The organism is Morganella sp. BCCO 40_0007, assembly GCF_032989665.1.
GTDB classification, from domain to species: domain Bacteria; phylum Pseudomonadota; class Gammaproteobacteria; order Enterobacterales; family Enterobacteriaceae; genus Morganella; species Morganella sibonii.
On the sequence record NZ_JAVBIN010000005.1, the window covers coordinates 205,844 to 217,947 of the forward strand.

12 protein-coding genes are annotated in these 12,104 nt (G+C 47.3%); 4 read left to right on the plus strand and 8 right to left on the minus strand.

Features of this window, described 5'->3' with window-relative positions:
- Positions 1 to 32: 32 nt before the first annotated feature.
- Positions 33 to 1,424 carry a D-serine/D-alanine/glycine transporter gene (gene cycA, locus R5268_RS07945; protein ID WP_317419128.1) on the minus strand — a complete coding sequence of 464 codons (1,392 nt, stop codon included), beginning with the start codon at positions 1,422 to 1,424 and terminating at the stop codon, positions 33 to 35.
- A gap of 348 nt (positions 1,425 to 1,772) precedes the next feature.
- Here cycA and R5268_RS07950 point away from each other — a divergent pair, with 348 nt between their 5' ends.
- Positions 1,773 to 2,399, plus strand: coding sequence for a hypothetical protein (locus R5268_RS07950; RefSeq protein ID WP_317419129.1), 627 nt, complete (start codon positions 1,773 to 1,775; stop codon positions 2,397 to 2,399).
- Positions 2,400 to 2,451: 52 nt separating this feature from the next.
- On the opposite strand, the gene R5268_RS07955 is transcribed toward R5268_RS07950, so the two are convergent.
- The 4 genes from R5268_RS07955 to R5268_RS07970 all read right to left on the minus strand — a co-directional run bounded on the left by R5268_RS07955 (position 2,452) and on the right by R5268_RS07970 (position 6,401).
- Positions 2,452 to 2,745, minus strand: a complete 294-nt coding sequence (locus tag R5268_RS07955; RefSeq protein ID WP_046892391.1) for a DUF1883 domain-containing protein — start codon at positions 2,743 to 2,745, stop codon at positions 2,452 to 2,454.
- Positions 2,746 to 2,833: 88 nt separating this feature from the next.
- Positions 2,834 to 3,289: a hypothetical protein gene (locus tag R5268_RS07960; protein ID WP_046892390.1), complete on the minus strand. Its 456-nt coding sequence runs from the start codon at positions 3,287 to 3,289 to the stop codon at positions 2,834 to 2,836.
- Positions 3,290 to 3,641: 352 nt separating this feature from the next.
- Positions 3,642 to 4,631, minus strand: a complete 990-nt coding sequence (locus R5268_RS07965; RefSeq protein WP_317419130.1) for a glycosyltransferase family 2 protein — start codon at positions 4,629 to 4,631, stop codon at positions 3,642 to 3,644.
- A gap of 210 nt (positions 4,632 to 4,841) precedes the next feature.
- Entirely contained in the window at positions 4,842 to 6,401 is a 1,560-nt protein-coding gene (locus R5268_RS07970; protein ID WP_317419131.1) for a phosphoethanolamine transferase, read from the minus strand.
- 234 nt (positions 6,402 to 6,635) lie between these two features.
- On the opposite strand from R5268_RS07970, the gene R5268_RS07975 reads away from it, so the two are divergent.
- Positions 6,636 to 6,800, plus strand: a complete 165-nt coding sequence (locus R5268_RS07975) for a hypothetical protein (RefSeq protein ID WP_218455426.1) — start codon at positions 6,636 to 6,638, stop codon at positions 6,798 to 6,800.
- 10 nt (positions 6,801 to 6,810) lie between these two features.
- Positions 6,811 to 7,224 carry a putative signal transducing protein gene (locus R5268_RS07980; RefSeq protein ID WP_317419132.1) on the plus strand — a complete coding sequence of 138 codons (414 nt, stop codon included), beginning with the start codon at positions 6,811 to 6,813 and terminating at the stop codon, positions 7,222 to 7,224.
- A gap of 39 nt (positions 7,225 to 7,263) precedes the next feature.
- On the opposite strand, the gene R5268_RS07985 is transcribed toward R5268_RS07980, so the two are convergent.
- Complete coding sequence (locus R5268_RS07985) at positions 7,264 to 8,598, minus strand: NCS2 family permease (RefSeq protein WP_046892387.1); 1,335 nt, start codon at positions 8,596 to 8,598, stop codon at positions 7,264 to 7,266.
- A 221-nt stretch (positions 8,599 to 8,819) separates the two neighbouring features.
- Here R5268_RS07985 and adeD point away from each other — a divergent pair, with 221 nt between their 5' ends.
- Entirely contained in the window at positions 8,820 to 10,586 is a 1,767-nt protein-coding gene (gene adeD, locus R5268_RS07990) for an adenine deaminase (protein WP_317419133.1), read from the plus strand.
- 40 nt (positions 10,587 to 10,626) lie between these two features.
- Here adeD and R5268_RS07995 read toward each other — a convergent pair whose 3' ends face one another.
- The gene (locus tag R5268_RS07995; protein ID WP_218455428.1) at positions 10,627 to 11,349 is read right to left on the minus strand and encodes an amino acid ABC transporter ATP-binding protein; all 723 of its coding nucleotides are present in this window, start codon (positions 11,347 to 11,349) and stop codon (positions 10,627 to 10,629) included.
- Positions 11,336 to 12,100: an amino acid ABC transporter permease gene (locus tag R5268_RS08000; protein ID WP_046892384.1), complete on the minus strand. Its 765-nt coding sequence runs from the start codon at positions 12,098 to 12,100 to the stop codon at positions 11,336 to 11,338. The genes R5268_RS07995 and R5268_RS08000 overlap by 14 nt, the downstream gene beginning before the upstream one ends.
- Between the last annotated feature and the right edge of the window lie 4 nt (positions 12,101 to 12,104).

The following is a 12,104-nucleotide window of genomic DNA, read 5'->3' on the forward strand; positions in this document are numbered from 1 at the left end:
CGGCGTTGCCGGGATTTTTTTATCTTCTGATTTTATGCTTCCTTAAGGCGGTGTTTTTTGACTTTCCGGTAACCCAAAGCCAGCAGGATAAACCACAGCGGTGTGGCAATCAGTGCCTGGCGGGTATCGGTTTCCAGTGTCAGAAGAACAATCACAAAAGCAAAGAAAGACAGACAAACCCACGGTATCCAGCTGCCGAACGGTACCTTATAGACGGATGCGGCATGCAGCTCCGGACGACGGCGGCGGAACATAATGTAGCTGTACAGGATCATGCTCCAGATAAACATAAACAGGATCGCTGATACCGTCGTTACCAGGGTAAAGACATGCATCACATCAGGAATAAAATAGAGCAGAATGACCCCGACAGACAAACAGATGCAGGTAAAAATCAGCCCTGTTGCCGGTACGGACTGTTTGGACAGACGGCAGAACTGTTTTGGTGCACTGCCTTGTTTGGCTAATCCGAACAACATCCGGCTGGTGGAAAACACACCGCTGTTTGCGGAGGATGCCGCGGCTGTCAGCACCACAAAGTTCACCAGACTGGCTGCCGCCGGTACCCCGATCATAATAAACAGTTCCACAAACGGGCTTTTATCCGCAGGGATTGAACGCCACGGTGTGACAGACATAATAATGATCAGTGCCAGTACATAGAATGCAATGATACGGAACGGAATCGCATTAATGGCTCGCGGCAGGGATTTTACCGGGTCGCGGGTTTCCGCTGCGGCCGTGCCCACCAGCTCGATACCGACAAAGGCAAAGATCGCTATCTGGAATCCGGCAAAGAACCCGATTATCCCTTTCGGGAACATACCGCCGTCAGACCAGATATTGGATAATGCTGCCTGATGCCCCTCCGGTGAGACAAAGTGTGTGCCGATCAGGATACCGCCGATGACAATCAGCCCCACAATCGCGACGATTTTTATCATGGAGAACCAGAATTCCATCTCGCCGAATAATTTAACGGTCGCCAGGTTGAGAGACAACAGCAGCAGAATACAGAGCAGTGAACTGACCCAGCGCGGAAAATCAGGTGCCCAGTGCATGATATATCCGGTAATGGCCACCACATCGGCAATCCCGGTGATAACCCAGCAGAACCAGTAAGTCCAGCCGACAAAAAAACCGGCCCACGGACCGATCAGATCACCGGCAAAATCACTGAACGATTTATAATTCAGGTTCGACAGCAGGATCTCGCCCATTGCCCGCATAACAAAGAACAGCACAAACCCGATTATCATATAAACAAATAATACAGAAGGGCCTGCCAGCGAAATAGTTTTACCGGAGCCCATAAATAACCCGGTGCCGATTGCCCCGCTGATTGAAATCAGCTGGATATGCCGGTTGGTTAAACTGCGTTTGAGTTCGCCGCGCGGCGGCGTGGCAGGCGTTTTTTCGTCCATAAACAAATCCGTTAAGCTAAAAAATAACCATTATTTTTATTCATTCAAAAATGGTGTTATCAGCGAATAGTGTGACACATTTCTCAGAATGAGTAACGCGGAATTTTCCGTTAAATTCATGGGGTTGATAGTAAATATAGGTTATCTGCTATTGTTTCGCATTAGTTTTTTTATGGGTGAAAATAATATTGTATCAGTGTGTATAACGAAAGAAAGCGGCATTTTTTTCATTAACATTAATAAGAAAACGGAAATCTGCGGTTGCGGGTCAGAATAGTATATTTTGGGGGCTTTCCGGTTATACTGGCGATATATCACAGGAGTATTTTTTATTGAGGGATCGTATTTATGGACAAAAAAACACAGGGAACGACGATGAATTACCAGGTTGTTCCTTACTGGCTCTATTCAGGAAGAGCCGCCTTTTTTATATTACTCGCTGTACTTACCGGTTTTTCGGGCATGAATGCTTTTCTGCTCTGGTTGTTATTTTACGGTATTGTCTGGCAGCTGGTGGTGTCCCTCCGTTTACATACTTTAAAAGAGAAGGGGCTGGTATCCCGCAGTCATGATATCAGCCATTGGATAGTGTATGTTTACAGTATACCGGTGAAAGAAGAGCGGGCGATTTTAAAAAATCCGTGTTTTGCACTTGAGCAAAATATGAAAGACTTTTTTTCCCGCCTGCTGATAGTGAAAGGGATTACACAGGCTGGCTTTATTGCTCTGCTGCTGGTTCAGTATCTCCGGACAGAGGCAGACGTATTCAGCCTGACCACGCTGGCCGGGGCATTATCCGCGCTTGTTATGGCTGTGACACTTTATAAAACCGGGCAGCTTATCCGTGCATTATCCGCCAATGCGTTTTACACGGAAAAATTACAGTCGGAAAGCGGTTCTCTCTGGTATCAGCTCTGTTTTGTTTCCCGCCATTCAGAGAAAACGGCCGGGCTGGATAAATTACTGGCGTTATAAACACCGCCCCGCAGCATATATTCTCTGCGGGGAATACTGCTGTGCCGCCCGGTTATTTTTTTGCAATGGCTTTATCGGCGTGCGGCTCGATGGTAATGGCGTGTTCGACAGTCATCGCACCATCTTCAATATCCAGCGTGATATTCCAGTCAGCATCAAAAGGCACCACCATTCTGGCAGGAAGCTCATGAAAAAAACCGCTGCCGCCATGGGTACGAAACGGCATTCCTTTCCGGAACTGATTAAAATTCATTTTGGTCATCATTAAAACATTGCATGAACGACCACAATCCACCACCACAGTATCACCTGCTGTCAGGTGCATTCTTTTATGTAAAAACGGCATGATAACACTCCTGTTTTTATTGCTCCGGCAGAATAATGATTACTGATAATTACGTATTATCACGCAATATAATCCGGCAGAAATAATATTAAGGGTAATAGGCATTAACCAGCATACGCGGCTGTAATGCAATCACTTTTTTCTGTTCTTCCGATAATGTATGTGTTTCCAGCCAGCGATCTTTATACCGCTCGAAATCCGGAGATTCACTCAGATACAACGCCAGAAGATAATCAAAATCACGGATATCACTCTGTTCAAATACAGAAATCACTTCCCGGTAACAGACATTATGAGGCAATTTAATACGCTCGGTTAACATGCACTCCATCAGTTTCAGTGACGGAATTCCGGTATTCTGATATACAATTTTCAGTTGAGTGATCGCCTTTTCATAGCGGTTATCCACAATCAGTAAATCGCTGTAGAGCTGACGCAGTGCAATATCATCAGGGTACTGGCGGATCAGTGTATCAAACTGATTAAGTGCTTTTTCTTTCCCCTCATCAGTCTGACTGCCCGAGTATTTAATGACGTATGACATGGCCTGCTCTTTCGGAGCGTGTTCATGAGTATAAGCATAAGATGTAAACGGAAGACTCAGCATCCAGGCTAAAAATATCCAATTCTTCATGGAAATACGGTTCCCTGTATATTTACCGTGTATTGACTGTAACATAAGAGTCACAGTGAAAATTTAGGATGTTTACGAAAAACAGGGAGAGTATCTGCGGGTATGGTTAAACAAAAACAAAATGAAAAAAAAGAATACGAAGAAAGAGAAGGTGACAATGTTTTTACAGATTAATCTGATAGAGGATGCCGTAACAGATTCATACAGAATAACAGGGGATGTTCAGGTAATATAATAACCTGATGCTCCCTGTTATATAGACCTAACCGGCAGGAATAATATTCTTTTTCTTTGTCAGTGTTTTCCGCGCTATACGCCACACGAAAGTATTACCGGATAATATAACATTCAGACGAAATTTATTTTTCCCTGGCTTTTTGATTAAAGTAAAATCAGATTTGTGGTATCTGAAGTCTTTGATATAAGACTTTAAATCAGAATAAAGACCGGTGGCCAGCATGTTCCACATAAACTGAATCTGTAGGCTCAATACTTTAGCACGGACTTTGCTGAAAACGGATGACTTATCCGGTTTATTATAAGTTTCAGCAATGTAAGAAAGGATTTTTTTCCATGCATCGAGATCACTGATATAATCTTCTTTCTTCCATTTTTTATTCATCAGTGACTCGCTGTGATAAATATAATTATACAAATATTCTTTTATATAAGAGAATGAGCCTTTATTCAGGCATTCAAGGATAAATAAAACATCTTCTCCCACAACCATGGATGAATCAAAAATTACATTATTCCTATCCAAAAACTCTTTTTTCAGCATTAAACAGCAAATATCAAAATAATCAAAGTTAAGAAAGTCAGTAATAACGGAATCTGTGTTATCATAGCATACTGATTGTGTCGTATGATTGTCGGAATGTATTTTTCTGAATAAACAGTAAGCGAAGTCCCGGTTATCCTGTGTGATTTTATTGACCAGAGTGCTGATAAAACCCGGTTCATATGTGTCATCACTGTCCAGAAAGCAGATATAATATCCGGAGGCTGCTTTAATACCTTCATTGCGTGCGGAAGAAACACCACCGTTTTGTTTCCTGATATATCGGATGTGCTCATGTCTGTCCATATAAGCCCGGCAGACGGAGGCTGTGTTATCTGACGAACCATCATCAATAATGATTATTTCAACCGCCGGGTAGGTCTGTCTTATCACACTGTCCAGTGAGCGGCCGATAAATTTTTCAGCATTGTATGCCGGTATGATGACCGAGACTAAAGCGTTACTGCTCATATAATCGACTCTTAGTATATTACTGATTATTCAGTCACAAATGTTTTTATATGTCTGATGTTGATGTAAAAATAACTCCCGTAACGAAATAAACCATTTCCGCTCTGTCCTGTCAATCGTTAATGGCGGGTGACAGTATACCTGAAGTGACAGGCCGGCATGCAGTATCCGGTCTGTCCGGTGGTTTATGACTGACCGGGATATTGCTGCTTACTTATTCTTGTCAAAATAAGAAGAGAACGGAATTGCAGAGCCATCAGTTGAAAGTATCCGATCATGCTGCTTATCCTGTTCGACAATTGACGGGTCTAATGAATAGCCAAATAGTTCAGATAAAATATATTTGTTCATCAACCCGCTGAGCCATCCATCTTTATTGCGGTATTTTTCAACAAATTCACAGTTATAAGAAGGATTCTCTGACTTATATAAAAATGGAATCAGGAATTGTTCCGCACCTTTGGAAAAGCCATGGCCTTTGCCGACAATTTCTCCGTGATCAGAAGTATAGATAAAGATATAATCATCTGTAACTGATGTCACTTCATCATAAAGCCGGCCAATGACATTATCGGTATGACGGATGGTCAGATCATAGTCGCCGGTGTCATTCAGTTGTTGTTTTTCTGTGTCTGTATAGTTTGTATAGGGCATGTGATTACCCCATAAATGCAGAATAATAAACTTATATTCATCCGGTTCAGATAAGGCCTGCTTTAATAACCCGGGTAGTTTCATGTCATTGTTCTCTTCCACAATGACAGTATTATTTCTTTGGGCAAGATAGCCATATTTTGAACCGTTAACGCCTGCCAGGGACTGAGCACCCAGCCAGTAGGTTTTATATCCCTGATCCTGTGCTATTTCTATAACCGATTTTTGGCGGAATAAATTTTCTTCGCTTTCCGGTGTGTAAAATGAAAGCGATAATGAAATGGAGTTTCGTGTTATCGGAGAAGATGAATGTACTTTCTCTGTAACACAGGCATTGTCACCCCGAAAAATGCGTTCCATCTCAGGTGTCGTTTCTTTGGAATACCCGTAGATATGATACCTGGACGGAGATGATGATTCCCCGATGATAAAAATGATGATCTTATTCTGAGGTTTTCCGGCAGACACCAGTACCTGGTTTAGTTTCCGGTCAGGATAATTCTCCGCATACTTATCATGGCTGAGGGAAACGGCAGAAAGATACATAATATTTCCGGTGACAACAGGAAACTTATCCCGGAGGTATATACCCAATTCATAAGGGTCCTCCCTGAAATTTACGTATAGATTGCGATACTCCGGGATGACCTCTCTGAGCAGAGAAATCGTCAGAAAGCTGAAAACGACCAGCGGGGATAATTTAAACCAGCGGGGAAGGCTGAGTTTTTTTCTCCGGAAGCAGATAAAAATTAATACACTTATGCACAGGGCCGGAGATATGATGGAGTATAAGTAGTGCTCCAGCATCAGTGTTGCTTCAGAATTGTTGGTTTCCAGTGCTGAATCGAGTACACCTGCAGAAATTCGTTCATGGAATTCGGTGAAATAACCGACTTCCAGTGAAAACACCAGGGTAATAATAAATCCTGCAGTGGCAGGCAGCCAGTGCTTACTATTCAGAAGAATAATGGTACATAAAATCAAAAATAGTGTGGCTAAATGCGGAACCGATGAATCACGCTGATACAAAAATGTATTGGTGAGATAACTTAGCAGCATGATAGTAACGAATAACAGAAGGTATTTATATTTTTTCAGCATCAGGTCAATGGCCAATATTAAGAATAGTATTAAATTTTTTTATCAGCACTAAATGCTAAAGGATATCCCGCAGGAATACAATGTTTGTAAAAACAGCATGCTTCATCTTTCGTTAATAAAAATTTTCGTCAGAAATTTATATTGTCAATATCCTTAAAGGAGGCAGTTAATATTTTTTTATATCGGCCTGCTGGCTTAGGCTGGTTTACAGATGCCGTGCCGCCGGGGTTCGCTGCAGGTCCCTGCAATATGTTGCAGTACAGCCTGCAAAAAGGGGAAATTCAGATTGTTTTCCCGGAAATTATCGCCGATCCTTTCTGTTACTACGCGCTGACACCGGCCGGAATCCAAAAATCCGCCGCACACCACACGTTTGAATCCTGGCTTTTCAGCCAGGGAAATACAGCCCGCTGAAGGAGGTATTATGTGGAACATACACCCGACACGCAGCCGTTATATATTGCTGGCTCAGTATCTGTCGCCCCTGGATGCCCGGATTGAGGCCGGTTTACTGCAATCGGAAGGGATTGAGGTGATGCTGCTGGATGAAAATATTGTCTGGAATAATCAGATGTATGCACAGGCGGTCGGCGGTGTAAAACTGCTGGTTAATCAGGATGAATTAACCCGTGCGCAGGATATTCTGGCGGATTATCATCACGGAGATTTCGGGATTGATGAGGACGGGGAACCGGTTGATACAGGTCCGGAGCCGACAGCGGAAAACAGCAAAGAAGATTATGTCAATATGGGGTTTGTATTCCTTATCTTTCTGACGCTCGGGCTGGCAATTCCGTTTAAGGCGCTGCACCATCATCTGAAAAAGAAAACAAAGTAAATGCCGGATGAGGGGAATATCCGCCATCCGGCAGAAACATCAGTGATCGACAAACACAAACTTCAGCACAAACAGCAGAGCAACCAGAATCACACACGGATTCAGCTCTTTCAGACGTCCGGTGCCCAGCTTCATCACACAGTAAGAGATAAAACCGAGCGCAATACCGTCGGTGATTGAGAAACTGAACGGCATCATAATTGCGGTGATAAAGGCGGGAACCGCATCTGTCAGGTCATCCCAGTTTACCCGTGCCAGGCTGGATGTCATTAATACCCCGACATAAATCAGCGCACCGGCAACCGCATAGGCAGGTACCATACCGGCCAGCGGGGAGAGGAAAATCACCAGCAGGAACAGCAGCCCGACCACTACGGCTGTCAGCCCCGTCCGTCCGCCGACAGAAACCCCTGAGGTACTTTCAATATAGGCGGTGACCGACGAAGTGCCGATAAAACCGCCGAGCACTGAACTGACACTGTCCACATACAACGCTTTTTGCATATTCGGGAACTTGCCGTCCTTGTCTGCCAGTCCGGCTTTGTCGGTTACCCCGATAAGAGTACCGGATGAGTCAAACAGGTTAACCAGCATAAACGAGAAAATAATACCCGACAGACCGATATTAAAGGCACCGGCCACATCCACCTTGCCCAGCACACTGGTGACATCCGGCGGCATGGAGAAAATACCGTTGTAGGTGACATCCCCCAGCAGCCAGCCAATCAGTGTGGTGACCACGATAGAGATCAGCACCGCTGCGTGAATGCGGCGTGATGCCAGAATAGTGATAATAAAAAAGCCCAGAGCACCGAGCCAGACGGAGTGGGAGGTCAGATCGCCCATGGAAACCAGTGTGTCCGGGTTCGGAACGACCAGGCCGATATTCTTCAGTCCCATCATCGCGATAAACAGCCCGATACCACTGGTGATCCCCACCCGCAGACCAAGCGGGATATTGGCAATCATCCAGTAACGGATGCGGAACAGAGTCAGCAGCAGCATGCCGAGCGCACCCCAGAAAATAGCGCCCATCCCGATTTGCCAGGAGTAACCCATGGCAGAAACCACGCCGAAAGCAAAAAAGGCGTTCAGGCCCATAGCCGGTGCCAGTGCAACCGGCAGATTTGCCAGACAGCCCATCAGAATACAGCCGAATGCAGCAATCAGACAGGTGGTCACGAAGACTGCCTGTGTGTCCATCCCGGCGGCGCCGAGAATTTGCGGGTTAACAAAAATGATATACACCATGGTAAGAAAGGTGGTTATACCGGCGATAACTTCAGTTCTTGCAGTCGTACCGTGTGCCTGTAAACGGAATAAACGTCCCAGTACACCCGTTTCCCGGATGTTTTCCGGTGTGTGATTATCCATTTTATGCTCCTGTCTCCCGGGGAAAAGATAACTGGTCTGATAAATGCATAATCAATGCCAGCATCGTAATGACTTTCCGTGAGAAACCGTAATCATCCGGTTATGCCGCAATAATTTGTAACAGTTGCGGCGGGGATCACCTTTATTCCGGCACGTCTCACAGGACAGAGAGAACACCGTGAATCCGCATTATCAATGTGAGAGAAAAACAGGGGACAGTGATGAACAGTGAGAAAAATAAGCACACCTGCACGCGCAGCCGTGAAGAAATGACAACACTCCTTGCTGTGGCACGCAGTGAGGCACCTGCGGATTATCGTATTGATAATGTCCGGATACTGGATCTGATTAACGGCGGGGAATTTCCGGGGCCGGTAGTGATAAGCGGGCGGGTGATTGCCGGTGTCGGCCCGGTGTATAAAGATGCCCCCGCACATCAGGTGGTTGACGGTAAAAATGCGGTGGTTGTGCCAGGATTTATCGACTCTCACCTGCACATTGAATCCGGCATGATGACCCCGGTTACGTTTGAAAGCGCCACACTGCCGCTGGGGGTTACGTCGATAGTGTGTGATCCGCATGAAATTGTGAATGTGATGGGGAAGGAGGGGATAGAGTGGTTTCTGCGCTGCGCGGAGCAGGCACAGCAGAATCAGTTTGTTCAGGTCAGCTCCTGTGTGCCTGCATTGCCGGGCAGTGATGTGAACGGCGCGGATTTTCCGCTGACGGAGATGCTGCAATATAAAGATCATCCGCATGTGCTGGGGCTGGCGGAGATGATGAATTTCCCGGCGGTGATTGCCGGTGAGGCAGAAACGCTGGATAAACTGGATGCATTCCGCGATATGACACTGGATGGCCACTGTCCGGTGGTCACCGGAAAAGATCTTAACGGTTATATTGCCGGAGGGATAGAAAACTGCCATGAATCTCACCGCTATGAGGAAGGATTAGAAAAACTGGCACTGGGAATGACACTGATGATCCGTGAAGGCTCCGCGGCACGAAACCTGGATGCACTGGCACCGCTGATCACGGCGATGAGCAGCCCGCAGTGTCTGTTATGCACAGATGACCGCAACCCGTGGGAAATCATTCATGAAGGGCATATTAATGCGCTGGTGTATCGTCTGATCAATCAGCATCAGATTCCGGTGCATGTGGCTTACCGGGTCGCCAGCTGGTCTGCCGCACGGCATTTCGGGCTGAAAAATCTGGGGCTGGTGGCTCCGGGGAAACAGGCGGATCTGGTGCTGCTGAGAGATGAGAAAACGGTCGATATTCAGGCCGTTATGTGCGGCGGCCGCTGGGTGGATAAAGCGGCACTGTTGCGTGAGCGGGAGGCAAAACAGGCGGCATCACGTCCGCCGATGCAGAATACGGTCCGCCGTCAGGCGGTGACCGCTCAATCTCTGACCTTTGTACCGGAAGCGGGCCGTGAGTATCGAGCCATCAGTGTGATCCCGAATGAACTAATCACCTGCGAGCAGCGTGTCAGTTGGGATGGTCGCCGCTACGATTGTGATAACATCTGCTCGCTTGCGGTGATTGAACGTTATGGCCGTCAGATACCGCCGGCAACCGCATTGCTGCATAACTTCGGCCTGATACGAGGGGCACTGGCATCAACGGTCAGTCACGACAGCCACAATATTGTGGTGGCCGGTATTGATCCGATGGATATGGCGCTGGCGGTGAATCAGCTGATTGCCGGGGGCGGCGGGATGTGCGTGGTGGCTGACGGACGGGTGCTGAGCCATGCGACACTGCCGATCGCCGGGCTGATGAGTGATAAAACGGCGGATGAGATTGCCGCTGAAATCGAATCCCTGAAAGCAGCCTGCCGCGACTGCGGAGTGATGCTGGACGAGCCGTTTATTCAGATGACATTTCTGTCACTGCCGGTGATCCCGACGCTGAAACTTACCAGCCTCGGGTTATATGATGTGAATAAATTTATTTTTACACACAGTGAGTTAACCGCATAAACAAAAAAGGACAGAGACGGTCTGTCTCTGTCCTTATGAACTACAGCACGCGGCTGAGAAATGCGGCGGTACGCGGATTTTGCGGGTGATTAAAGATCTGCTCCGGTGTGCCGGACTCCTGAATAACCCCCTGGTCGATAAAAAAGACGCGGTTTGCCACTTCGCGGGCAAAGTTCATCTCATGGGTCACAATCACCATGGTCATGCCTTCATGTGCCAGATTTTTCATCACATTCAGTACTTCGCCGACCAGCTCGGGATCGAGGGCAGAGGTGGGTTCATCAAACAGCAGTACGGTCGGGTCCATTGCGAGGGCACGGGCGATGGCCACCCGCTGCTGTTGTCCGCCGGACAAACTCTCCGGCCAGGCATCAATTTTGTCCGGCAGACCGACTTTTTCCAGTAATTGTTCTGCTTTCAGCAGGGCATCAGCTTTTTTCAGTCCGGACACCATCAGCGGTGCCATCGTGATATTATCCAGCACGGTCATATGCGGAAACAGATTAAAGCGCTGAAATACCATGCCGGCATGTGCACGCATCCGGTTCAGGTCGGTTTTCGGGTCACACACATCGGTGCCGTTAACCACGATTTCACCGGAGTCCGCCCGCTCCAGGGCATTCAGGCAGCGCAGAAAGGTACTCTTCCCGGAGCCGGACGGCCCTATCACACAAACAACTTCCTGCGGGCGGATATCACAGCTGATACCGCGCAGTACATGCGTGTCGCCGAACTTTTTCTGTAAATTTTTAACGTGAATCACTTCTGCTCAACCTTCTTTCGGTGTATTGAACCAGCTGTGCCAGCAGGAATGTCAGCATCCAGTAAATAACGGAGATGACCAGGTACGGTTCCCAGTAAGTTGCATATGCACCGGACACTGTCCGCGCCGCATAGGCCAGGTCGGCAAGGCCGATAGCGGAGGCCAGGGAGGAATCTTTGACAATGGCGATGGCATTGTTTCCCAGCGGCGGCAGAATACGGCGGAAAGCCTGTGGCAGGATCACCTTGCGCATGGTTTTTCCCCAGCTCATGCCCAGTGCACGGGAGGCTTCTGTCTGTCCGCGATCAACGGACTGTATCCCGGCCCGGAAAATCTCGGAAACATACGCCCCGGCATTGAGTGTGATAGCAACAATACAGGAGAGAAATGCACCATAGTCTGAACGCAGCATTCTGGCGGTATCTGAAGAGATAATCCCGCCGGTGACCATCAGTCCGTCACGCGGATTAATAAACAGCGGCACCAGTGCAAAGTGTACTACCATGATCTGTACAAACAGCGGCGTACCGCGGAATGCACTGACATAAAACCGTACCGGATACTGTACAAAGAACAACAACAGCCATTTCGCCGGACCGCGCTCTGCACGGGCTGTCCGGCCGAGACCGAGTGTCAGTCCCCACAGGGTCCCTAAGATGACGCAGATAATAGTACATTTAATCGTCATCAGTGCCCCTTCCATAAACAACGGGGCGTATTCTTCTATAATTTCCCAGCGGAAAGCTGACATAACA